Consider the following 23,414-nt stretch of genomic DNA (forward strand, 5'->3'; position numbering starts at 1 on the left):
GCCTGTTCCAATACGGTTAAAGCAAAGTGAACAAGAAGCCTCTCGAACAAATCAAAAATGTGACGAATGTCACAGGATATCGCCAGGTCTCCCTCTGGAAACGCGAGGATCTGCAACACCCTCAGCCAGACGAGTTAGCCGAAGAAATTCCCGTCGCGCTGGTCTACAACGGTATCTCCCATGTGGTGATGATGGCCACGCCGAAAGACCTGGAGCAATTCGCCGTCGGCTTTTCCTTATCCGAAGGGATTATCGAGCATCGGCGGGAGATTTTCGGCATGGACGTGGTGTCGGTGTGCAATGGCCTTGAGGTACAGATTGAGCTCTCCAGCCGACGTTTTATGGGGCTCAAAGCCCGGCGTCGCGCGCTGGCCGGGCGCACCGGCTGCGGGGTATGCGGCGTCGAGCAGCTCAATGATATTGGTAAGCCAGTTCAGCCGCTACCATTCACTCAGACGTTCGATCTAGCCAACCTCGACCACGCCCTGGCGCATCTTAACGACTTTCAACCGGTCGGCCGGCTCACCGGCTGTACCCATGCGGCTGCCTGGGTCAGGACGACTGGCGAGCTGGCGGGCGGTTTTGAAGACGTTGGCCGGCATGTCGCCCTGGATAAACTGCTGGGCCAGCGCGCGGAAATTGGCGAGGACTGGCAGCATGGCGCCGCGCTGGTCTCCAGCCGCGCCAGCTATGAAATGGTGCAGAAGGCCGCGATGTGCGGCGTCGAGATCCTGTTCGCGGTCTCGGCGGCCACCACCTTAGCGGTGGAAGTGGCCGAGCGCTGCAATCTGACGCTGGTGGGCTTTTGCAAGCCGGGCAGGGCGACAGTTTACACCCATCCGCAGCGTTTAATTGCGGGTTAAATATCGATCAATAAATTTGAACAATGACAGCAAATCCTTCCGCTTTTTGTTTAGCGATGTGCGGGCTACTATTTAACACATCAAGGCACGGCGCCTTATCTAAACAACTAAATGAAAGGGTTTATATCATGAAAAGCATCAAAACTTTTGTCGCAGTAATCGCACTGGCCGCTTCTTTTGGTTCATTCGCTGCTGAAACCGTGACCGCCACCGCTGCCACGATGGATGGTGCGGAAGCGAAAATCGCTGCTCAGGCGCAGGCTGCTGGCGCTTCGTCTTACAAAATTACCGAAGCCTTTACCGGCAACCGCGTGCATATGACTGCGGAACTGAACAAATAAGCATAAAGTTACTGTCGAAAGAGCGCCTTAGGGCGCTTTTTTTGTTTCGCTTCCCGCATCGGCGAAATTACCCGATATTCCCCTCTGCTACGAAAAAAATGTGGCAGTAATCACGTTTCCGTTCTTTTCTTAAATCCCTATATTAACGGCAAAGGAAAGGTCTGCACGCCTGAATATCTCGATATTTTAACGCTATGAAATATAAAGATATTAAAAACAGAAAGCGATGGCGATCATCCTCTTTAAATGAGATGTTTATCACAGAAATAAGCATGTCACTGCTACTGTCAACCATTCACTGACGTAATTTAATACGCATTATGTGATCTTTATTGCAAATAGAAGGCTTGTACTCAGGGAAAAATGTTGTCAGGCAAATGAGCGAGGAAGCGTCATGAAAATTGGCATCGTTATTAGCGGCGGGGATGTTTCGGGAATGAATAATTTTATATTCCAGATAGCCAGGCAGGCTAATGCCGATATCACGCTGTTTAATGGCGGTATTCCAGGGCTACTGGAGAAAAGTCATCAGGATATGGCGTGGCGCGATCTGGTTGATTTCTCCATTACCGCGGTGCCGATCATTACCTCGGGGCGAACCAGTCGCAAACTGCAGCGCAGTGAATATGAAAGCATTGCTAAAAAACTTAAATCTCTGCGTATTGATGTGCTCATTATGGCCGGGGGGGATGGCAGCCTGCAGTTTCTGAATACCCTTAGTGAATTTGAGATTAATTGCTTTGGTGTCGGGATGACTATCGATAATGATGTGTATGGCAGTGATTATACGATTGGTTTTTCCACGGCCTGTGAGCAAATTATTAAAGAAGTCTCCCGTTTAAGAAATACCGGAAGAGCGCTGCCGGGTCGGGTTTTTATGATTGAGATATTAGGAGGCTATTGTGGAGAACTAACGTTACAGTCCGCCATTAAATGTAATGCTGATATTGCCCTGATCCCGGAGGCACAGATGCCGCTGACCATGCTTGCGGAACGGATTACCCGGAAGCTGAGCACGCAAAATAGCGTCGTGATCCTCTGCTCAGAAGGCTATACCAAAGAGTACTCTCCCGGCTTTCAGGGGGCGATTGATACCATGATTAAACAGCTGGAACCACAAATAGGTGTCCGTATCCGTAAAACGATCGTCGGCTATGGTTTACGCAGCGGTGATCCAACCTGTGAAGAGATTTATCAGGGTACCATTATGGCCAGTGAAGTGGTTCGCTGTATTCAGTCAGGTATGAAAAATAAAGCCATAATAATTAATTCCAGTAACAAACCTATTCCGATTGATCTAGTCAGTATGAAAAAACGTCTGGTCGATACTGAAGGACATCATTATAAACTTGCCAAGCAACTCAATATTATTTGAGGAGACCCTCCATGCTGAAAATTTTATGCGTATGTGGCTGCGGCCTCGGTTCAAGCTTTGCCATTGAAATGACGGCGAAGGCAGTTTTAAAGAAGCTGGAAATTCCCGCTCATATTGAACACACCACCGTTTCCGAAGCTGGGGCCTTTAAATCGGATATCATTCTGACGCAAAAAACCTTTGCCGACATCTTAACCGCCGATGCCAGTGAAGAAGAAATTAAACGTGTCGTGGTATTGAATAAACTTACTGATAAAGAGGAGATTGAAACCAAGATCGTCGCATTCTTAAAAGAACGTCATCTGAAGGTGGCTGATTATGAATAGCTTCGTTGCGTTTATCGTTAAGGATTTACTCGGCCAGGCATCCATCCTTATTGCTTTTATTGCCATGCTTGGCCTGAACCTGCAAAAGAAATCGCCAGGCAAAACCCTGGAAGGGACATTTAAAACGCTGCTCGGTTTCTTAATTATGATGGCCGGGATAAACATCATTGTCGCCACCCTGACCTTCCTGAATGATATCTTCACCCAGGGGTTTGGCATGAAAGGCTATATTACCGATGTGGCCGCCATCGCCGGGTTAGCGAATCGGGAATTAGGTTCGGAAGTGGCGCTGACGCTGCTGGTGATCTTTGCTGTCAACATTATTATCGCCCGTCTGACGCCGCTAAAATATATTTTCCTGACCGGCCAGGCGCTGCTGTGGATGGCGACAATTGGGGCTGTGATTGGCTATAAGTCCGGGCTCACTGGCGTACCGCTGATTTTAACCGGGGGTATCTTCGGCGGTGTGATGGCGGTCTTAATGCCGGCCCTGGCTCAGCCGGTGGTCAGGCGCATTACCGGGTCTGACGATGTGGCCCTGGGGCACTTCTGTACCATCGGCTATCTGGTGCAGGCTGCGGTCGCTAAAGTTGTCGGAAAAGGCTCTCGCTCCACGGAAGATCTCGAACTGCCTGATAACTTTAAGTTTCTGCAGGATACCTATCTGGCCATGGCGGTGGTGATGGTGCCGATGTATCTCATCCCGGCTATTGCGGCGGGGCCGCAGTACATCGCGCAATTCTCCGGCGGCATTAATTACCTGATGTATGCCTTCATGCAGTCCATTCAGTTTGTCGCCGGGGTCTTTGTCCTCTATAGCGGTGTGCGTTTATTACTCAATGAGCTGGTGCCGGCTTTTCGCGGTATCGCGATGCGTATTGTCCCGGATGCAAAGCCTGCTCTCGATTGCCCGGTGCTGTTTCCCTATGCGCCAAATGCGGTGATTGTCGGATTTCTGGCGACGACTGTCGGCTCGATTATCGGCATGCTGGTTTTCCCGATGTTCGGTCTGGCGATGATCCTCCCCGGGCTGTTAACCAACTTTTTCGCCGGCGGTACGGCAGGGGTATTTGGTAATGCGCTGGGCGGACGTCGCGGGGCGATGATCGGCGGGGTTATCCACGGTCTGTTTATCACTTTTCTGCCGGCTATTCTGGTGCCCATGCTGGAGAGCTACGGCTTTACGGGCGTCACCTTCAGCGATTCTGACGTCATCAGCTCCGGTCTGGTATTAGGCCACGCCTTCCAGAATAACTGGCTCTTTGTCGCCTTGTTTATTGTGTTTGTCGCCGCACTGGCATGGTTTGTAAACGGTAAATCCGCTAAGCCGAAAGGGGAAAATGTTCATGAGTCTGTATAATTTTAATGAGATTTTAAACATCGCTCAGGAAAGAAATTTTAAAGCGATTGGCTCGTTTAACTTGCACTGTATTGAGATGTTACCGGCTTTTTTCAAAGCCGCGCAAAACAGCCACAGCCCATTAATGATCCAAATATCAACCGGTACCGCAGAGTATCTGGGGTATCGGTTACTGGTCGATGCCGTGCGTTCATTAGCAGACAGTGAAAATATCCCGACCTGCCTGCACCTCGATCACTGCTCCGATATTAAAGCCATCGAGACGGCAATGAATGCGGGCTTTTCTTCGGTGATGTACGACGGGTCTCACTTAAGCCTCGAGGAAAATATCGGTAACACGCGGATTGTGGTGGAAATGGCCCGGCCGCGGAATATTACGGTAGAAGGTGAGCTGGGGGCGATCGGCGGGTCAGAGGATGGAAAAGCGGTGGCTGCCGAAGATATCTGTTTTACTACCGTCGACGACGCGAAACGTTTTGTGGAGGAGACGCAGGTCGATATGCTGGCCGTCTCGGTGGGCACTGTGCATGGCCTGTACACCGGTAAAGCGCAGATACAGCATGCGCGGCTGAAGGCGATAAGCGAAGCGACTGGCGTGCCGCTGGTGCTGCATGGCGGCACAGGCGTTAGTGACGACGATATGCGGCTGGCCGTCACTGAAGGGATTAATAAAGTGAACGTCGGAACGGAAATGAACGTGCAGTGGGTCGACCGCTGTAAATCAACGTTCGAGAAAGGAAAAGTAAATGACAGCGTACGGAAATTTTTAATTCCCGCCAACCAGGCAGTGACTGCCGTATTAATGGAAAAAATGGCGCTATTTAAATAGCGTTTTTACCGACACATATCTTTTGTTGCCCTGTCTTCCGCCAGGGAGGGAGCTTGCTATGTTTGAATCATTGAAAACGCTGTGGAAAAAAGAGCAAAACCCGCTGCAGGATTATGATCAACAGTCCCGTCAGCTGGCGGAAGAGATCGCCAGACTGGAAGGCGAATTACAGCGCCAGCCCGATAATAGCGACGTGCAAAAAACATTGATGTTGACTTACAACCGGGCATTATCGGTATATGCCAAGAGTAAGAGCCACCGGCAGGATATCGATGCGCTGTTTCTGCAGATTGATAATTTACGCAATATTATTCGTCGCAATATCTAGGAACAGAGAATGACCATAAAAGAACTGCTTATTGAGGCCGATGCCATTCAGGTTGGCGTTGTGGAATCCGACTGGCAGCGGGTAATAAAGTTGGCTGCCCGCCCGCTGGAGGCGAAAGGCTTTATTTCGGCGGAATATAGCCAGGCGGTGATCGATAATACCTTGAATCATGGCGCTTATTACGTTTTTGATGAAGGGATTGCCATCCCCCATGCCCGCCCCGAGTGCGGCGTCAGACGCAACTGCTTTAGCCTGGTGGTGCTGAAAAAGCCCATCCCGTTTGCGGACAGTGAAAAGGCGGACATTGTTATTATGTTTGGTGCCCGGGACAGCAATGCGCATATCGAGGAGGGCATCCGTTCCATCGTCGCGCTGCTGGATAACAATGACACCATGGCCAAACTGCGGACGGCCCGCAGCCGGGAGGAGGTCGTCGCATTACTATGAACAGACATCTGACCCCAGGCTGCAAAACGGCCATATTAATCAACGGCATTCCGGCGTCGGGGAAGAGCACCATCACCCGTTTGCTGGCGGAGACCTTTAGTCTACCAGTGTTGACGATCGACGGCATCAAAGAGCCGTTTATGGCGCGCCTGGCCCCTGTCGACCGGCCGATGAATCGCCAGCTGGGCTGTGCGGCGTATGAGGTGATTTGGTCGATTGTCGGCGCGTCGCCTGCCAGCATGGTTTGGTTGATCGACGCCTGGTTCGGTTTTCAGCCGCGGGAGACCTTGCAGAGACTGCTACAGCAGGCGGGCGTGGAGCAGGTAATTGAGATCTGGAACCATATTACCCCGGAGCTGGCCGTCGCACGCTATGCCTCGCGGCTGGCGACGCGGCCGCCGGGCCACCCCGGCGAGGAGTATCTGCCGGAGCTGGCCCAGCTGGCCGGGCGGGCGCAGCCCATGTCTTTAGGGCCCGTATTGACGATAGACCAGCGGTATCCGCTGGAGATAAAACCGATTATTCACTGGCTTGAAGGCACGATCGCTGGAAAGCACGCCGGTTTGGCGGATTACGCTTACCCGCCCTAAGGCATACCCGCCAGGCGCAGCAGCGCGGTCACCACGGCGGCGGCGATAATCACGCCGATCAGCGGGACCTTGCGCCAGGCGAGGAACACGGCGACAGCCACACCCAGAACGCGCGCCATGCCGGCGAAATGCGCCCCTTCATAGAAGGTGGTGGCCAGGGCGACGGAAAAAAGCAGCACCGTCGCCGCATCGGAAAGCAGCGCCTGCGAGCGCTCGGAAAATGCCAGCCGATTGCCGAGCTTCGCGCCGCCGAGGCGCATCAGATAGGTTCCCAGCGACAGGATGGCGATACCGGCGATAAACAGCGTCATATTGCCCATTATTTTTTCCTCGACAGTAAACCAAACAGCGAAAGCAGCACCGGCAGCCCGGTGGGTACAAACGGTACGGCGGCAAGCGCCAGTGCGGCGCCGCTGGCGGCGCGGATCAGCGTAGTGCGGTTTTTAAAGGCCGGGATCACCAGCGCCAGCAGGATCGCCGGGAAGACCGCATCAAGCCCGATGGTTTCCGGCGCTGGCAGCAGTTTGCCGATGGCCGCGCCGGTTAGCGTGCCGAGGGGCCAGATCAGCGCGACGCCGGCGCCGCACAGCCAGTAAGCCGCTTTACGCTGCGCGGGGGTGGGCTGCGACAAGCCAAAGACCACGCTCTCGTCGTTCATAATGTGGCACCCGATAAAGCTTAAGGCGCGCCGACCAACCAGTTCGCGCACGGTCACCCCGAACGGGATATGGCGCGCGTTGACTAACAGGCCAGCGGCAGCGGCGGCCAGTGGGCTACCGCCGCTGGCGATAATGCCGATAAACATGAATTCAGAAGCGCCTGCCAGCACGGACACCGAAAGCAAGAGCGGCACCCATAAGGGGAAGCCGTAAGCCACCGCCAGCGACCCATAGGACATACCCACCACCCCGACGGCAAGGCAGACCAAAACGATCGCTTTTATCGTGTCTCCGCTGAGACTGGAGAGAGTTTGTTTCATATCACTTAGCCATATCGAACGATTTCCCATTATAATGAACACATAATGAACGTTTTTCAAGACGAACGAATCGTTCGATATAAAAAACAAAGGGGCGGGTATGACACAGCCAATCAGCGTTATTGCCAAAAGCCTGGTGCGGGAGCGGGCGCGGACCGGTCTCTCGCTGGCGGAAGTCGCGCGTCGGGCGGGTATCGCAAAATCCACGCTATCGCAACTGGAGTCCGGCAACGGCAATCCGAGTCTGGAAACGCTGTGGTCGCTCTGCGTGGCGCTGGATATCCCGTTTGCCCGCCTGCTTGAGCCGCAGATGAACAAAACGCAGGTGATCCGCCGCGGAGAGGGGACAAAGGTGGTGGCGGAGCAGGCGAACTATCAGGCCATTTTGCTGGCCGCTTGTCCGCCAGGCGCGCGTCGGGACATCTATTTACTGTTAACCCAGCCCGGTGCCGATCGTATTTCGCATCCGCATCCGCCAGGCTCGGTGGAACATATTATCGTCACCCAGGGGCGGGCGCGGGTAGGGCTGACGTCGGCGCCGGAAGAGCTCGGCGAGGGCGACTATATCTGCTACCCGGCGGATCAGGAGCATGTTTTTCAGGCGCTGGAGCCGGATACGCAGGCTCTGCTGATCGCTGAGCAAAACTGACATCGCGTCGGCGAGGGACGCGCGCTCGCTGGACGTCATAGCCATATTGCGGGAAACTAGCTTTCCTATGCGAAAACAGGGATTTTTATGTCGCTGAAAGCCATTGCCAAACAACTTGGGATCTCCGTCACGACCGTCAGCCGGGCGTTGAACGGCTATGACGATGTGTCACAGGAGACCCGCGCCCGGGTTGAGGCTGAAGCGCAGCGCCGGGGCTATCGCCCCAACACTTTCGCCCGCCGTCTGAAAATGGGCACCATTGATGCCGTTGGTCTTGTCTTCCCTGTCCGCCCCGCGCCGCTCAACAATAACGTTTTTCTCGAGATGGTTGGGGAGATCAGCCATGAGCTGGCGCGCCATGACATTGATTTGTTGCTGATCGCCGATGATGAACAGTCGGATAAACATGGCTATATGCGCATGGTGCAGGGCCGTCGCGTCGACGCTTTAATCGTGGCCCATACCCTGGATGACGATCCGCGGCTGGCGCAGCTGCAGGCCTCAGGCTTTCCGTTTCTGGCGCTTGGCCGTAGCCGCCTGACACAGCCCTACGCCTGGTTTGATTTCGATAACTATGCCGGCACCTGCCGCGCCACCCGCCATCTGATTCAACAGGGCCACCAGCGTATCGCGCTGTTGGGCGAGAACAACAATCAGGCGTTTATTTTGCAACGGCGTAACGGCTACCTCGATGCTCTGCGCGAGGCGGGATTATCCGATGCGTGGCTGCGTAGCGTGCCGGCGACGCGCCGCGGCGGCTATCAGGCCACGCTGGAGCTGCTGCGTCTGCCGGAGCCGCCTACCGCGATCATCACCGACTGCAACACCCATGGCGATGGCGCCGCCATGGCGCTCGCCCATCTGGGCCGTTTAACCGGCGACAACCGCGTCGCCCTGGTGGTGTATGACGGGCTGCCGCAGGACAGCATCATAGAGACCGATGTCGCCGCGGTGATCCAGTCCACGCGCCAGGGCGTGGGGCGGCAGATTGCCGATATGGTCCGCCGCTTAATTGCTGGCGAGGATCTGGCCTCGCTGCAGGTGCTCTGGCAGCCCGAATTCATCCCCGGCGAAACTGCCTGACCTGACCCCTTTTTAACCCGTAATTCTGAAGCCGATCACGGATCCGAAACGTTTTGGTTGGCATCCGAAACGTTTCGGATCAACAGTAAGACATTCCTTGTTATGGAGATGTCTGATGTCTGATTCGCTGATTCACCTGCAAAGCGCCGGTGCCGATGTTGTCATTAAAACTCGCCCTTTCGCCGAAATTGTCTACTGGGGGCCACATTTAAGCCACTTTTCACCGCAGGATGCCGACAGCCTGACGCGCCCGGTCGCCAACGGCAGACTGGATGTCGATTCGCCAGTGACCTTAATGGCGGAGCTGGGCCATGGCCTGTTTGGTGCGCCGGGCATTGAAGGCCATCGTCAGGGTCTGGATGCCTCTCCGCTGTTCACCACCAGCGAAGTGCGGCACGAGGGCCAGACGCTGACCCTGGTCAGCGAAGATCCACAGGCCGGCCTGCGTCTGCACAGCGAGATCGCGCTGGATGCCAGCGGCGTGCTGAGTGTGCGCCATGGCGTGACCAATCTGCGCGCCAGCCCATGGCAGGTGGATCGCCTGGCGGTCACATTGCCGGTCGCCGAACGCGCTCGCGAGGTGATGGCTTTCCATGGCCGCTGGATCCGCGAGTTTCAGCCTCACCGCCTGACGCTGGAGCACGACAGCTTTGTGCTGGAGAACCGCCGCGGGCGCACCTCTCACGAACATTTCCCGGCCCTGATCACCGGCAGCCGCGCCTTTAGCGAGATGCAGGGTGAAGTCTGGGGCGTACATCTGGCCTGGAGCGGTAACCATCGCCTGCGGGCAGAGGTGAAAACCGATGGCCGCCGCTATCTGCAGGCCGAGGCGCTCTATCTGCCGGGCGAAATGGCGCTGGCGGAAGGGGAAACCTTGTGGACGCCGTACCTGTATGCCAGCTACTCGGCGAACGGGCTGAACGGCATGAGCCAGCAGTTCCATCGTTATCTGCGCGAACGGATTATTCGCTTCCCGGGCAACAAGCCGCGCCCGGTGCATCTCAACACCTGGGAGGGGATCTATTTCGACCACGACCCGGACTACATCATGCGCATGGCGGATGAAGCGGCGGCCCTGGGCGTCGAGCGCTTTATTATCGATGACGGCTGGTTTAAAGGGCGCAACGACGACTGGGCGGCGCTTGGGGACTGGTATCTTGATGAGAAAAAATACCCCTACGGCCTGACGCCGGTTATCGATCATGTGAAATCGCTGGGGATGGAATTCGGTATTTGGGTGGAGCCGGAAATGATTAACCCGGATTCCGATCTGTACCGGGCGCACCCGGACTGGGTGCTGGCGCTGCCGGGCTATACCCCGCTGACCGGCCGCCATCAGTTTGTCCTGAATCTTAACATTCCGGAAGCGTTTGATTATCTGCTGGAGCGGATGAGCTGGCTGCTGGGCGAGCACGCGGTGGACTACGTGAAGTGGGATATGAACCGCGAGCTGGTGCAGCCTGGGCATCAGGGACGCGCCGCCGCGGACGCGCAAACGCGCCAGTTCTACCGCCTGCTGGATACGCTGGTGGCCCGTTTCCCGCACATTGAATTTGAATCCTGCTCCTCCGGGGGCGGGCGGATCGATTATGAAGTCCTCAAGCGCAGCCATCGCTTCTGGGCGTCTGACAATAATGACGCCCTTGAGCGCAACACCATCCAGCGCGGCATGAGCTACTTCTTCCCGCCGGAGGTGATGGGCGCGCATATTGGCAATCGCCACTGTCATGCCACTTTCCGCCAGCACAGTATCGCCTTCCGCGGCCTGACGGCGCTGTTTGGTCATATGGGACTTGAGCTGGATCCGGTGAGCGCTGATGAAGAAGAGCGCGCCGGATACCGGAAATATGCGGCTCTGCATAAGCAGTGGCGCGACGTGATCCATCACGGCGTGCAGTGGCGGATGGATATGCCGGACGCTACCACCCTTGCCCATGGCGTCGTCAGCCCGGATAAAGCGCAGGCGATTTTCCTCGTCAGCCAGCTGGCGATGCCGGACTACACCCTGATGGCGCCGCTGCGCCTGGCGGGGCTGGAGGCGAACGCCCGCTATCAGGTGACGCTCCTCGATCATCCGAACATTCAGATCACCGGCGAGGGCGGCCACACCATGCGGAAGCTGCCGGCATGGATGACGACGCCGCAGACGGTGAGCGGTGAGTGGCTACAGCAGGCGGGGCTGGCGCTGCCCATCCTCGACCCGGAAAGCGCCATTCTGATTGGCCTGCAACGCGTGTGATGGTATCGGGCCGCGTCGCGGCCCTTCTTGAGGAAAATATAATGAACCCGACCGTCTGTACCCACAAAAACAACCCCAACTTCTGGATTTTCGGGCTGTTCTTCTTTCTCTACTTCTTCATCATGGCCACCTGCTTTCCGTTTCTGCCGATCTGGCTGTCGGACGTCATCGGCCTGAATAAAACCGAAACCGGCCTCGTTTTCTCCAGCCTGTCGCTGTTCGCCATCTGTTTCCAGCCGGTCCTCGGGGTGATCTCTGACAAGCTGGGGCTGAAAAAACACCTGATGTGGATCGTGACTGTTCTGCTGGTGCTGATTGCTCCCTTCTTCCTCTATGTTTTCGCTCCGCTGCTGAAAACCAACATCTGGCTCGGGGCGCTGAGCGGCGGCGCCTATATCGGCTTTGTATTCTCCGCAGGCGGCGGCGCGATGGAGGCCTATATCGAACGGGTAAGCCGCAACAGCGGGTTTGAATACGGCAAGGCGCGCACCTTTGGCTGTCTGGGATGGGCGCTGTGCGCGACCACCGCCGGAATGCTGTTCAGCATTAATCCCGAATGGGTGTTCTGGATGGGGTCGGCCGCCGCGCTGCTGCTGGTGGTACTGGTGGCCATCGCCAAACCGCAGGCCAGTCAGTCCGCGCAGGTGATGGATTCGCTCGGCGCCAATCGCCCGGCGATCGATTTAAAAACGGCGGTGCGCATGTTCCGCCAGCGTAAGATGTGGATGTTTATTCTGTATGTCATCGGCGTGGCCTGCGTGTATGACGTTTTTGATCAGCAGTTCGCCACCTTTTTTAAATCGTTCTTCGCGACCCCGGAAGCGGGCACCCGCGCCTTTGGTTTCGCCACCACCGCGGGAGAAATATGTAACGCCATCATTATGTTCAGCTCGCCGTGGATTATTAACCGCATCGGGGCGAAGAATACCCTGCTGATCGCCGGGATGGTGATGGCGGCAAGAATGATTGGCTCTTCCTTCGCCACTACGGCCGCGGAAGTCATAGCGTTGAAAATGCTCCATGCGCTGGAGGTGCCGTTCCTGCTGGTGGGCGCCTTTAAATACATTACCGGTGTGTTTGATGTCCGGCTGTCGGCGACCATTTACCTGGTGGGCTTCCAGTTCGCCAAGCAGGTGGCGGCGATCTTCCTCTCCGCCTTCGCCGGCAATATGTACGATCGGATCGGCTTTCAGGATACCTATATGATCCTCGGCGGTATTGCCCTGACGGTCACCTTAATCTCCGCGTTTACGTTAGCGGGTAAGGCGAAAACCGAGCCGCTTCGGGATAATGCGATGATTGTTTAATCTCCGAAATTTCATGGCACAGGAATGTGCCTGAAAGATAAGAAAGTTGATATGTTAAATATGAGAAACACATGAAAGGGCTATGGGTTGTTTTTCTTCAGTAAAGAAGTATTAATACTTGAATAGCTAACCCCCTCATCCCCGTGATGAGGGGTAATGATATAATCACTCCTCTGTTTTTCCTGCCTAAAAATATTGATATCTTTTGAGTTCATTAATTTCTCTCAAGAAACGTAAATGAATAACGATGGCCAGTAAAATAAAAATGCGAGGCCAGAGTATGGATCTATGTAACGCAGCAACATGTGAACTGGATTACATTCTTGGCAGAGATCACAATTTATAGTGAACACCATTGTTAAAGGGTATGTTCAATCATCATGGCATCTATTAAAGACGTAGCGAAAAGAGCTGGGGTCTCGACGGCAACCGTATCGCGAGTGCTCAACAATCATCCCAGCGTCGTGCCGGAAACGCGGCAGGCTGTGCGTGATGCGATGGATTATCTCTGCTATGTCCCCAGCAAAAGTTCGTTTCAGCTTAGCGGTAAATGTTCAGGGTTGATTGGTGTGGTTTTGCCTAACCTGGTGAATCCTCATTTCTGTGAACTGCTGGCGACGGTGGAAGAAGAGGCCCGGTATATCGGCAAATCGGTGATCGTTAAAACGCATCAGAATCAGCCGCAGCAGGATAAACATATTATTCTGACCTTAGTGGGGATGGGCATTGACAGTTTGCTATGGGTGCCGACAGAAGCAGAAGCCGAACTTTCAGAATGGTTAAGCATTACCCGGATCCCGGTCGCCGTCGTCACCCAGGTGTCCCGGTTCTTTAACTCCGTATCGATTAACCAGGACCGGGGGGCAGAAAGTATTGCGGAACATTTTATTCATACAGGCCATCTTTCGTTTGGCTTTGTTGCCCAGGAAGGGGTTGATAATCGTAAGGTTTCATCGTATACCAAAAAAATAGCGAGTCATGGTTTAAAACTTGCTAAAGATAATTCGTTCTGGATAGCCAAAGGAGAGGGGGAAAAGATATCAGGCCATATTAGCATTCTTGATGATATTATTGCGAAACTCAGCGATCCGAAGCGAATCTGTACATGTCTGCTAGTGTATAACGATATTGCGGCAAATTATATTATCGATGGGCTAAAAGAAAAAGGCATCTCCATTCCTGAAGATGTTGCGATTGCCAGTTTTGACAATACCTTGCTGGCACAAACTAAAAAAATAACCAGCGTTGCACAGCCGGTAAATGAAATTGCTCACCTCGCGTTTCAGATGGTGAAGCATCAACAGCAGCCGGACAGTATTGAAATGCACGAAATTGTCTCTCGGTTAATTGTTCGTGAGAGCAGCGTAAAAATTAATATTACTTCCCTGTAAGGGATGTATGTTTAGAAATGGCGCGACAATTTTCGCCATGGGCTCCTTTTAACAAAAAATAGGTATATTTATGTCTGCTACCGCAATGGAAAAGCCAAGTGCTTATGAAAAGCTGGGGTTGAGGGAGAAGATCGGCTACGGGATGGGGGACGCTGGTTCAGGAATGATATGGAGTGTACTGGCGCTCTATCTGACGTGGTTTTATACCGATGTCTATGGCCTCAATGCCGGGGTGGTGGGCACATTATTCCTCGTTATTCGCATCTTTGACGCGTTTAGCGATCCGCTGATGGGGGCAATCTGCGACCGCACGGTGTCACGCTGGGGAAAATTCCGTCCATGGCTATTATGGATGGCGCTTCCGTTTGGTCTAGGCGCGGTACTGATGTTCACTACCCCAGAACTCAGCATGAACGGAAAGATTATCTATGCCTGGGTTACTTATCTGGTCATGTCGCTGATTTATACCGCGATTAATATTCCCTATTGCTCCGTCGGCGGCGTCATTACCCTCAATCAAAAAGAGCGCATGGGTTGTCTGTCATGGCGCTTTTTCCTGAATGGCCTGGCAACATTAATTATCTCCTCCTCTATTCTGCCGTTAACCGACTGGCTGGGTAACGGCGACCGCGCCTCCGGTTTCCAGCTGACCATGGTCATTATGGGCGGGGCGGCAACGCTGATGTTCCTGTTCTGCTTTTCCAGCATTAAAGAGCGGGTGGTATCGGTTAAGCAAAACGAGTCGTTGAAGAAAGACCTGCGGGATATTATCAAAAACGATCAGTGGCTCTTAATGATCTCTATTACTTTCCTGAACGTTTTTCCGGCATTTATCCGCGGTGGCGTCACTATTTATTATGCGACTTATGTCATGAAGGCGTCTGTCGGATTTATTACCTTCTTTATGGCGCTGGGCGTGGCCTGTAATATGCTGGGCAGCGTGCTTGCCAAACCGCTTACCGATCGCTTTGATAAGCTGGCGCTGTTCCGTATTATTAATATTATTCTCGGGTTTCTGTCATTGGCGCTGTGGTTTATCGATCCGCAATCGTTGACCCCGCTGATGGCGCTATTTATCGTCATTAACGTTCTGCATTTAATTCAATCTGGCCCCATTCTGTGGGCGATGATGTCCGATGTCGATGACTACGGTGACTGGAAGTTCGGTAAACGCCTGACCGGTATCTCTTTCGCGGGTAACCTTTTTATGCTCAAAATGGGGCTGGCGGTGGCTGGCGCAATCGTCGCCTGGATTCTGGCGTTTACCGGCTATATCGCTAATGAACCACAGCAAAATTCCCAGACCATTCAAGGCATTATCATGATGTTCTCACTGCTGCCGATGGTGAGTTATTTCATTAGTGCGTATCTGGTGCGCTACTTCAAGCTGAATAACGCCTTCCTTGAAAAAATCAAAGCCGATCTTGCAAAACGTGAACTGGAAAAAGGACGCGGTTAATGGGTAGGGGAGCAGGCTATCCGTATTATTTATCATTCAATATCAGTCTTAATGAAACTAGAATGTTTTAAGTGATTTTCTTTTCATATCAGAGGAGGTTCTTTATGACGCATAATAATTATTATGACGTGACGCAGTGGCATATCGGTAATCCTTATAAGGATATTGGGGAGGTTATTAACAGTATTATCCTCGATATTAAAAAACGACAAACCGCAACTGATGTTAATAACGGCGGGAAACCTGGCGCCGTTATCTATATTCCGCCCGGCGATTATCATCTCAAGACGCAGGTTTTTATCGATATCAGTTATTTAAAAATTATGGGTGCCGGACACGGTTTTGTCTCCTCAAGTATTCGTTTCAATACGCCGGCTGTCGAGTGGGCGTATTTGCATGATGTTTGGCCGGGTGGTAGCCGTATTCTGGTCGATATTTGTGTGTATCCCGGCGATGAAGAACATGCTGGCGCTGCATTTTACGTGAAACGCAGCGGAGCGCCGCGAATTAGTTCGGTGGCGTTTGAAAACTTCTGTATTGATGGCCTGCACTTTATTGATGATGGATTGGGAAACAACGATCCGGAAAATAGCTATATTAACGGCAAAACAGGGATTTATATCGCCAGCGCTCAGGATGCTTTCCGGATTACAGGCATGGGATTTATCTATCTTGAGCATGGTCTCACGACGTACAATAGTGATGCTATGGCTATCCATAATAACTTTATCGCCGAATGCGGCAACTGCATCGAGCTTCGTGGCGCCGGACAGGCTTCTAAAATAACCGATAATCTGATTGGCGCAGGCTATAAAGGTTATTCGATTTATGCCCAAAACTTCGGTGGGTTATTGATTTCCGGTAACAATATCTTTCCGCGTGGCGCCAGCAGCGTTCATTTATCTGGCGTTGTTCGTTCTAGCGTTACTAGTAATCGATTGCACTCATTTTATCCAGGAATGTTGGTTCTTGAAAATAACTGTGCGGAGAATCTCATCGCTGCAAATCATTTTTTCCGCGATCGCGAACCCTGGCCGCCGATGCAGACCTATGACAATGGCCTGGATGATGCCTATGGTCTGCTGCATATCAATGGTAGTAATAACTCGGTTATTGCCAATCATATTTCCGAAACTATTGATATCCAGTATCTTCGGCCACAGGGAATAAAGCCGGTCATCATCCGGCTGGTTGCCGGTAAAGGAAACTACCTTGCGAATAATCATATTGTTGCGACCACGGAAGCGTCAGTGCAGCAGGCGCACCCTTCCGAAGAGGACGCTTGCTTTGCGGCTCAGGTCAGCGCTTTGCTGACGACGGATAGATTAAAAGCCCTTGATGCGGTCGCGGTGCTGGTAGAAAAAGCGTCGTCTCAAAACACGATACTTGATTGCGGCAATAGCCAACAGGTGATGATGGACAGAGCGACGAATGCCTTCAGGGCTACGCCAGCTCCCGGCAATATAGAGATGGAATAAACCGGCAGGAGACGCAACGGCGCAGAGTAAGTCGTCCTACTCAGCGCTGAAAACGGCTGCCCCACTCAGCACAGCGAGGCAGCCATGATTTCACGCCAGATAAAACACTTCTTTGAGCTCCGCGCTCAGCGGGCTGTTGTCCGGGTTGCTGGGCATCACCTCGCGCATGTATTTCCACCAGCGCTGGCATACTTCCGTGCTGGCAACCGCCTCCCAGCGGGCTTCCGACTCAATCTCCACCGTCGCGAACAGCAGATGGCGTTCTTTATCGAGATAAATGGCGTAATGGTGCGCGCCGTGGTCCTTCAGCACCGCTTCCAGCTCCGGCCAGATGGGGTTATGGCGGCGCTGGTACTCCTCGTGCGCGTCGGGGTTCACCTGCATGACGAAAGCTTTACGGATCATAAGGCCTCCAGATAGAGCTCGCGAACCTCATCGCGGCTGGCGGGGCGCGGGTTACACGGCGCGCAAGGGTCGGCCAGCGCTTTATCCAGCCAGCCTTCGATATCGGCTTTGCTGACGCCAAGCTGGCTGAAACCCTGGGGGATCCCTACGCGTTTGCTCAGCGTGCGGATGGCATTGATGGCCTCCATGCTGGCAGCCTCATCGCTCATGCCGCGGGTATCGACGCCCATCGCCTGCGCCACGCGGGCAAAGCGCGCCACCGCGTTCGGGCGGTTAAAGTTTTCGATGATCGGCAGCAGGATGGCGTTGCACACCCCGTGCGGCAGGTTGTGGGTGGCGCCAGGCTGATGGGCCAGGGCGTGTACCAGCCCGAGACCGGCGCTATTGAACGCCATGCCCGCCAGGTATTGGCCAAACGCCATCTGCTCGCGGGCCTGCAGATCGTGACCATCGTCTACCGCTTTCGGCAGCCACAGGTTGATCAGGCGAATGGCCTCGAGGGCGTTGGCGTCGGTCAGGGGATGGGCGCCAACGGAGACAAAGGCCTCGATGGCGTGGGTCAGGGCATCCATGCCGGTGGCGGCGGTAACGGCTGGCGGGATGTCGAGCATCACGCTGGCGTCGTCGACGGCGATATCCGGGATCAGGTTCGGGTCGATAATCACCTCTTTTACCTGCCGCTCGCTATCGATAATCACGGCATTGCTGGTCATCTCCGCCGCCGTGCCGGCGGTGGTGTTGATGGCCACCAGCGGCACGCCAGCGTTTTTCACTTTGCCGACGCCGGAGTAGGCTGTGGAGGGACCAGGGTTGGCGGTGAGGATTTTTATCGCCTTGGCGGTATCAATCGGGCTACCGCCGCCGAAGGCGATCAGGTAATCGCAGCGGGCCGCCTGGTAAGCCGCGTAGCCTTGCTGCACCAGCGCTTCGGTGGGGTTGGGGAACACCTCGTCAAATAGCTGATAAGCCATCTGCTGTTCATCCAGCGCGGAAAACAGACTGTCCAGCAGGCCCAGCTTCACCAGTTGACCGTCGGTGACGATCAGCGCCTTGCCCCACTGCTTACCGGCCACCAGTTTAACCATATCACCGATAGCGCCTGCGCCGTGGAGGCTGATTTTAGGTAGTGCCAACATAAAACTCATGATAATTCTCCTTAATGTTGATTTTGGAAAATCCGTTTCCCCTCACCCCAGCCCTCTCCCGCAGGGAGAGGGGGAAAACCGGTCCCGGACTACAGGCTGCCTGCGTGCGCCGGGCAGTCCCCTCTCCCTTGGGGAGAGGGCCAGGGTGAGGGGGAAATTAACATCGTCTTCGCTGCATCATCCGCCGGGTCATAATCGGCAGGGAGATCACCACGATCAGCATGGCGCCGATAATCACCGACATCACGATACCGGGGACGTTCAGCAGGCTCAGGCCGAAGGTCACCAGCCCCATCAGAAAGGCGGCAATGATCACCCCGGGCATGCTGCCGGAGCCGCCGAGAATATTGACGCCGCCGAGCACCGCCATGGTGACAACCGCCAGCTCCCAACCCATCGCCAGGGTAGGGCGGGTACTGCCGAGCCGTGAGGTCAGCAGGACCGCCGCCAGCCCGGCCATCAGCCCGACCAGCGCGAACAGCACCAGGTTATGACGCTTAACATTGATCCCCGAAAACCAGGCGCCGGTCGGGTTATTGCCGATGGCGTAGGTCCGGCGACCAAAGTTGGTTTTATGCAGCAGGAAGGTGAAGGCGGCCGCGAGGAGGATAAACAGCGCAAACTCAAAAGAGAGCGCCCCCCACACGTAGCCCTGGCCGAACCAGGCGAAGCTCTCCGGATAGTGATTGAGCGCCTGATCGCCCAGCAGGATATAGGTGATGCCGCGATACAGGCTCATGGTGCCGATGGTGATCACAATGGACGACAGGTTAAAGCGAGTCACCAGCAAGCCGTTGAACAGGCCGCACAGCAGACCTACGCCCAGGCCGATGATCACCAGCAGCGGCGTGTCCACCCCCGCTGCCGCGCAGAAGCCCATCACCGTTGAGCTGAGCGCCATCGTCGAGGCCACCGACAGATCGATTTCCCGGGCGATAATCAGCATCGCCATCGGCAGGACGACGATCGCCTTCTCGGTAAAGGTAAAGGTCGCGTCCGAGAGGTTCCAGATATTGAGGAAGTACGGGGAAGCCACCGCGTTGCCGATAAATACCGCCAGGGTGACCGCCAGTAAAAACCCTTCCCAGCACAGCAGGCGGCGCAGCGGCGACGGCGCGGCCGGGGCGTTTTTCATCTCTTCAGATACCATCATCTTGCTCATGATTTTACCGCCTGTTTCTGTCGGGCTAACGCCGCGTTGCGCAGGATTAACCGCCCGTGACCGCGATTGCCGCGCTCGTTGAGCAGCACCGCCATGACGATCACCGCCCCGGAGATCGCCATTTGCCAGAAGGGCGAGATGCCGATCACCGGCAGGGCGTTATTGATGACCCCGAGGAACAGCGCGCCGCACAGGCAGCCCAGCACCCGTCCGCTTCCGCCCATGGTACTGATACCGCCGATCACGCAGGCCGCGACCACCTGCAGTTCAAAGCCGTTCGCCACGTCGACATAGGCGACGGCGAAGCGCGAGATCCACAGATAGCCGCAGAAGCCGGCCAGCGCGCCGGAGAGACAGAAACTGACGAACTGCATTTTTCCGGCGTTAATGCCGGTGTAGTACGCCGCCGTCGCGTTGCCGCCTGCGGTGTATAAGGCCCGGCCGGTACGGCTGTAGCGCAGGAAATAACCCACCAGCAGCAGCGCGGCGATGGCGCACCAGCTCAGAAGCGGCAATCCCATGAGCGTGCTGCGCGGCAGACTGAGAAAATCAGCGCTCATCTGATGTGAGTTAACCCAGCCGCCGTCAGTCAGCAGGAAGATAATGCCGCGATAAATGCTCATGGTGCCCAGGGTCACCACGATGGCGGGAATGCCGAGGCGCCAAACCAGCAGGCCGTTAATCATCCCCATCAGCAGGCCCAGCAGGGTTGCCAGTGCCAGCAGCGCCACCACCGGAATACCCGGATAGTGGGCGTTAAGCAGGGCGACGATCATCCCGGTCAGCGCCAGGTTGGCGGCCATCGACAGATCGATGCCTTTGGTGAGCAACACCATCATCTGCCCGAGGGCGAGGATGATAAGGATGGCGGTATCGTTAAACATCTCCACCAGATTGCCCGGTGAAACGAACGACGGCGCCCGGCTGCCGATGGCGCCGATCATCAAAATGATGACCAACGCCAGCAGCGCTTCGCGATGTTTAAGCCATGCGTGTCCCATCATGCCGCCTCCTGGCCGATGCCGCTGGCCGCGCTAACGATGGTTTCCGCTGTCGCTTCCCCGGCCTGGTATTCGGCGACCATCAGCCCTTCGTGCATCACGATAATCCGGTCGGCCATGCCCATCACTTCCGGCAGCTCTGACGAGACCATAATCACCGCCAGTCCCTGGCTGACCAGCTCGGACATAAACTGATGCACGGCGGCTTTTGAGCCGATATCGATGCCTTTGGTCGGCTCATCGAGGATAATCACCTCGGGATGGGTCGCCAGCCATTTGCCGATCACCACTTTCTGCTGGTTGCCGCCAGAGAGGGTCTCCACCGGCTGCCGCCAGCTGAAGGCTTTAACCTGCAGGCGCGAGGCGTACTCGTCCGCCAGCCGCCATTCCCGGGCGTCGTTCAGGACGCCGTTAGGATTGAGCTTGCTGAGCTGCGGCAGACTGATGTTCTGGGCGATGGGCAGGGCGATGATCGCCCCCTGTTTCTGCCGCTCTTCCGGCACGCAGACGATGCCCGCGCGGATGGCGTCGGCGGGCTGGCGAAAGCGCATGGGGCTGCCGTTCAGGCGGATCTCGCCGGAGGAGGGACGCGAGACACCGGAGAGCGCCTGCATCAGCTCGGTGCGTCCGGCGCCCACCAGGCCGTAAAAGCCGAGAATTTCGCCCTTGCGCAGGCGGAAGCTGATATGGGCAAACTCGGTAGGATGACAGAGATCGGTCACCTCCAGCACCGTTTCTCCGGGCGTGCAGTCGATTTTCGGGTAGGTTTGGGTGATCGCCCGGCCCACCATCATCGACACCATTCGCTCTTCGGTGATGTCGCTTATCGCCCCGGAGCTGACGTACACCCCATCGCGCAGGATGGTGTAATAATCGGCCAGCTCGAAAATTTCATCGAACTTATGCGAGATAAACAGGATCGCTTTGCCGTCCTGCTTCAGACGCTCAACGATGTGATAAAACTCCAGGATTTCATGCTGGGAGAGGGCGGCGGTCGGCTCATCGAGGATCACCACCTGGGCGTCGAAAGCCAGCGCCCGGGCAATCGCCACCATGTGCCGCTGGGCGATGCTGAGGGTTTTCAGCGTGGCCCGCGGGTCGATCTGGACTTCCAGCCGGGTGAGGATCTCGCTGGCTCTGCGGTGCATCGCCGGCCAGTCGAGCGTTTTTAACAGTCCCTTATACAGATACTGGCCGACGAAAATATTTTCACTGACCGAGAGTTCGTCAAACAGCACGGTTTCCTGGTGAATGGCGGTGATCCCTACCTTATGCGCCGATTCCGGCGTTGGCAGATGAATAGGGATCGCTTTATAGAGGATCTCGCCCTCTTCGGGCTGATAAATACCGGTCATCACTTTGACCAGCGTGGATTTCCCCGCGCCGTTTTCGCCGATTAAGGCGGTCACTTTGCCGGGCCAGAGATCAAGCTGCACGTTCTCAAGGGCGCGCACACCGGGAAAAGTCTTGGTGATCCCCTTCAGCGACAGCAGTGGCGTTGATGCTGACATGATAGTTCTCCACAAAAATCATCCCTCACCCTAACCCTCTCCCCAAAGGGGCGTGGGAACGGTCCGGCGTCCGCTGGCCACATCGTGCAGAGGACCAGCCTTTCCCCCTCTCCCTCCGGGAGAGGGCCGGGGTGAGGGAACAAGGGTTAGAAAATTTTCGAGAACTTATCGATGTTGCTCGCATCGTAGACGAACGGCTCGGCCATCGCGCCATTCCCCTCAGCATCCAGCTTCACTTTGCCCAGCTTGCCCATACTGGCTTCGGTTTTGGTCGCCGTGCCTTTGACTAAATCGTCGGCCAGATAGGTGGCGGCGTAGCCCAGGTCAATCGGGTTCCAGATGGCGAAGCTTTTGCTGGCGCCGGACTTGATCGCGCCGGCCATTTCCGACGGCAGCCCCAGCCCGGTGACATAGACTTTGCCGATTTTGCCCTGATCCTTCACCGCCTGCGCGGCGGCAACAATGCCCACCGATGACGGCGAAACAATGACTTTCAGGTCCGGATATGATTTCAGCAGGCCCACCGCTTCGCGGTAGCTTTTATCCGACAGATCGTCACCGTAGGCGACGGTGACCAGCTGTACGGACGGATACTGCGGCAGCACCTTTTTCATCTCCTCAATCCAGATGTTCTGGTTAGTGGAGGTTGGGGTGGCGCTTAACACGGCCACCTCGCCTTTCTCAACGTTCAGCGCCTTCAGCGCATCGGCGGCGAGCTTGACGTTGGTTTCGCCAATTAAGGCGTTATTCGAGGGGTTAAGATGGATCTGGCGGCCTGCCGGCGCCACGCCGGAGTCCCACGAGACCACCTTGATGCCGCGCTGCATCGCTTTTTTCAGCACCGGCACCACCGCGTCCGGATCGTTGGCGGAAATGGCGATCGCATCCACCCCCTGGGCGATCAACCCATTCAGCACGTCGATCTGCGCTTCGGCGGTGGTAGTGGTCGGGCCGGTGTAGATCACTTTGACATCACCTAACTCTTTGGCTGCCTGTTGGGCGCCAGCGTTGGCGGCTTCGAAGAAGCCATTTCCCAGCGATTTCGCCACAAGGGCGATTTTAACTTCGGCTAAGGCGGAACCGGACAACGCCAGGGCGGCAACGGTGAGGATCAAGCTTGTCTTTGTTTTCATTGCTTTTACTCCA

Annotated in this window: 24 protein-coding genes; 16 read left to right on the forward strand and 8 right to left on the reverse strand. The window is 55.3% G+C overall.

The genetic code is table 11. The annotated features are described in order from the left end of the window. The first annotated feature begins 26 nt into the window (after nucleotides 1-26). The 9 genes from fdhD (at nucleotide 27) to HMPREF3142_RS16005 (ending at nucleotide 6,459) form a co-directional block, all read left to right on the forward strand. Nucleotides 27-863 (forward strand): formate dehydrogenase accessory sulfurtransferase FdhD, encoded by an 837-nt coding sequence (gene fdhD, locus HMPREF3142_RS15965; RefSeq protein ID WP_012969233.1) that lies wholly within the window; start codon nucleotides 27-29, stop codon nucleotides 861-863. Nucleotides 864-991: 128 nt separating this feature from the next. Further along, nucleotides 992-1,204, forward strand: a complete 213-nt coding sequence (locus tag HMPREF3142_RS15970; RefSeq protein ID WP_004127125.1) for a YdgH/BhsA/McbA-like domain containing protein — start codon at nucleotides 992-994, stop codon at nucleotides 1,202-1,204. A 394-nt stretch (nucleotides 1,205-1,598) separates the two neighbouring features. Beyond that, on the forward strand, nucleotides 1,599-2,579 hold the full coding sequence (locus HMPREF3142_RS15975; protein ID WP_070612218.1) for a 6-phosphofructokinase: 981 nt from the start codon (nucleotides 1,599-1,601) through the stop codon (nucleotides 2,577-2,579). Nucleotides 2,580-2,590: 11 nt separating this feature from the next. Then, nucleotides 2,591-2,905 carry a PTS sugar transporter subunit IIB gene (locus tag HMPREF3142_RS15980; protein WP_070612219.1) on the forward strand — a complete coding sequence of 105 codons (315 nt, stop codon included), beginning with the start codon at nucleotides 2,591-2,593 and terminating at the stop codon, nucleotides 2,903-2,905. Then, the gene (locus HMPREF3142_RS15985; protein WP_070612220.1) at nucleotides 2,898-4,265 is read left to right on the forward strand and encodes a PTS sugar transporter subunit IIC; all 1,368 of its coding nucleotides are present in this window, start codon (nucleotides 2,898-2,900) and stop codon (nucleotides 4,263-4,265) included. The genes HMPREF3142_RS15980 and HMPREF3142_RS15985 overlap by 8 nt, the downstream gene beginning before the upstream one ends. Beyond that, a complete protein-coding gene (locus tag HMPREF3142_RS15990; RefSeq protein WP_008807896.1) occupies nucleotides 4,252-5,094 on the forward strand; it encodes a class II fructose-bisphosphate aldolase in 843 nt (280 codons plus the stop codon). Before HMPREF3142_RS15985 ends, HMPREF3142_RS15990 begins: the two co-directional genes overlap by 14 nt. A 58-nt stretch (nucleotides 5,095-5,152) precedes the next feature. Continuing rightward, on the forward strand, nucleotides 5,153-5,422 hold the full coding sequence (locus HMPREF3142_RS15995; RefSeq protein WP_002882858.1) for a hypothetical protein: 270 nt from the start codon (nucleotides 5,153-5,155) through the stop codon (nucleotides 5,420-5,422). A gap of 9 nt (nucleotides 5,423-5,431) precedes the next feature. Then, entirely contained in the window at nucleotides 5,432-5,869 is a 438-nt protein-coding gene (locus tag HMPREF3142_RS16000) for a PTS sugar transporter subunit IIA (protein ID WP_008807895.1), read from the forward strand. Continuing rightward, complete coding sequence (locus HMPREF3142_RS16005) at nucleotides 5,866-6,459, forward strand: P-loop nucleotide/nucleoside kinase family protein (protein ID WP_008807894.1); 594 nt, start codon at nucleotides 5,866-5,868, stop codon at nucleotides 6,457-6,459. Before HMPREF3142_RS16000 ends, HMPREF3142_RS16005 begins: the two co-directional genes overlap by 4 nt. On the opposite strand, the gene HMPREF3142_RS16010 is transcribed toward HMPREF3142_RS16005, so the two are convergent. Both HMPREF3142_RS16010 and HMPREF3142_RS16015 read right to left on the reverse strand, forming a co-directional pair. Next, nucleotides 6,456-6,779 carry an AzlD domain-containing protein gene (locus tag HMPREF3142_RS16010; protein ID WP_008807893.1) on the reverse strand — a complete coding sequence of 108 codons (324 nt, stop codon included), beginning with the start codon at nucleotides 6,777-6,779 and terminating at the stop codon, nucleotides 6,456-6,458. The two genes, HMPREF3142_RS16005 and HMPREF3142_RS16010, sit on opposite strands and share 4 nt — an antisense overlap. After that, a complete protein-coding gene (locus tag HMPREF3142_RS16015) occupies nucleotides 6,779-7,438 on the reverse strand; it encodes an AzlC family ABC transporter permease (protein WP_070612221.1) in 660 nt (219 codons plus the stop codon). The genes HMPREF3142_RS16010 and HMPREF3142_RS16015 overlap by 1 nt, the downstream gene beginning before the upstream one ends. 100 nt (nucleotides 7,439-7,538) lie before the next feature. Here HMPREF3142_RS16015 and HMPREF3142_RS16020 point away from each other — a divergent pair, with 100 nt between their 5' ends. The 7 genes from HMPREF3142_RS16020 (at nucleotide 7,539) to HMPREF3142_RS16050 (ending at nucleotide 17,044) form a co-directional block, all read left to right on the forward strand. After that, nucleotides 7,539-8,087: a helix-turn-helix domain-containing protein gene (locus HMPREF3142_RS16020; protein WP_050887633.1), complete on the forward strand. Its 549-nt coding sequence runs from the start codon at nucleotides 7,539-7,541 to the stop codon at nucleotides 8,085-8,087. Between the two features lie 87 nt (nucleotides 8,088-8,174). Further along, nucleotides 8,175-9,170, forward strand: a complete 996-nt coding sequence (locus tag HMPREF3142_RS16025) for a substrate-binding domain-containing protein (RefSeq protein WP_070612222.1) — start codon at nucleotides 8,175-8,177, stop codon at nucleotides 9,168-9,170. Nucleotides 9,171-9,285: 115 nt separating this feature from the next. Beyond that, nucleotides 9,286-11,409: an alpha-galactosidase gene (locus tag HMPREF3142_RS16030; RefSeq protein WP_008807890.1), complete on the forward strand. Its 2,124-nt coding sequence runs from the start codon at nucleotides 9,286-9,288 to the stop codon at nucleotides 11,407-11,409. A gap of 41 nt (nucleotides 11,410-11,450) precedes the next feature. Then, the gene (locus HMPREF3142_RS16035) at nucleotides 11,451-12,716 is read left to right on the forward strand and encodes an MFS transporter (protein WP_070612223.1); all 1,266 of its coding nucleotides are present in this window, start codon (nucleotides 11,451-11,453) and stop codon (nucleotides 12,714-12,716) included. 380 nt (nucleotides 12,717-13,096) lie between these two features. Continuing rightward, complete coding sequence (locus tag HMPREF3142_RS16040) at nucleotides 13,097-14,107, forward strand: LacI family DNA-binding transcriptional regulator (RefSeq protein ID WP_004187910.1); 1,011 nt, start codon at nucleotides 13,097-13,099, stop codon at nucleotides 14,105-14,107. A gap of 70 nt (nucleotides 14,108-14,177) precedes the next feature. Next, nucleotides 14,178-15,566 carry a glycoside-pentoside-hexuronide (GPH):cation symporter gene (locus HMPREF3142_RS16045; RefSeq protein ID WP_004187899.1) on the forward strand — a complete coding sequence of 463 codons (1,389 nt, stop codon included), beginning with the start codon at nucleotides 14,178-14,180 and terminating at the stop codon, nucleotides 15,564-15,566. Nucleotides 15,567-15,670: 104 nt separating this feature from the next. Further along, complete coding sequence (locus tag HMPREF3142_RS16050; protein ID WP_016162044.1) at nucleotides 15,671-17,044, forward strand: NosD domain-containing protein; 1,374 nt, start codon at nucleotides 15,671-15,673, stop codon at nucleotides 17,042-17,044. Nucleotides 17,045-17,134: 90 nt separating this feature from the next. Here the strand turns inward: HMPREF3142_RS16050 and rhaM are convergent, their stop codons facing one another. From rhaM to rhaS, 6 genes are all read right to left on the reverse strand, one after another. Beyond that, nucleotides 17,135-17,449 carry an L-rhamnose mutarotase gene (gene rhaM, locus HMPREF3142_RS16055; RefSeq protein WP_002882870.1) on the reverse strand — a complete coding sequence of 105 codons (315 nt, stop codon included), beginning with the start codon at nucleotides 17,447-17,449 and terminating at the stop codon, nucleotides 17,135-17,137. Beyond that, nucleotides 17,446-18,594: a lactaldehyde reductase gene (gene fucO / locus HMPREF3142_RS16060; RefSeq protein WP_023340871.1), complete on the reverse strand. Its 1,149-nt coding sequence runs from the start codon at nucleotides 18,592-18,594 to the stop codon at nucleotides 17,446-17,448. The genes rhaM and fucO overlap by 4 nt, the downstream gene beginning before the upstream one ends. 157 nt (nucleotides 18,595-18,751) lie before the next feature. Beyond that, on the reverse strand, nucleotides 18,752-19,756 hold the full coding sequence (locus HMPREF3142_RS16065) for an ABC transporter permease (RefSeq protein WP_022064611.1): 1,005 nt from the start codon (nucleotides 19,754-19,756) through the stop codon (nucleotides 18,752-18,754). Further along, nucleotides 19,753-20,760: an ABC transporter permease gene (locus HMPREF3142_RS16070; protein WP_023323427.1), complete on the reverse strand. Its 1,008-nt coding sequence runs from the start codon at nucleotides 20,758-20,760 to the stop codon at nucleotides 19,753-19,755. Before HMPREF3142_RS16070 ends, HMPREF3142_RS16065 begins: the two co-directional genes overlap by 4 nt. Continuing rightward, nucleotides 20,757-22,268: a sugar ABC transporter ATP-binding protein gene (locus HMPREF3142_RS16075; RefSeq protein ID WP_070612224.1), complete on the reverse strand. Its 1,512-nt coding sequence runs from the start codon at nucleotides 22,266-22,268 to the stop codon at nucleotides 20,757-20,759. The genes HMPREF3142_RS16070 and HMPREF3142_RS16075 overlap by 4 nt, the downstream gene beginning before the upstream one ends. Before the next feature lie 146 nt (nucleotides 22,269-22,414). Further along, nucleotides 22,415-23,401 (reverse strand): rhamnose ABC transporter substrate-binding protein, encoded by a 987-nt coding sequence (gene rhaS / locus HMPREF3142_RS16080; RefSeq protein ID WP_022064613.1) that lies wholly within the window; start codon nucleotides 23,399-23,401, stop codon nucleotides 22,415-22,417. Between the last annotated feature and the right edge of the window lie 13 nt (nucleotides 23,402-23,414).

This window comes from Klebsiella sp. HMSC16C06 (assembly GCF_001808325.1).
GTDB lineage: Bacteria > Pseudomonadota > Gammaproteobacteria > Enterobacterales > Enterobacteriaceae > Klebsiella > Klebsiella variicola.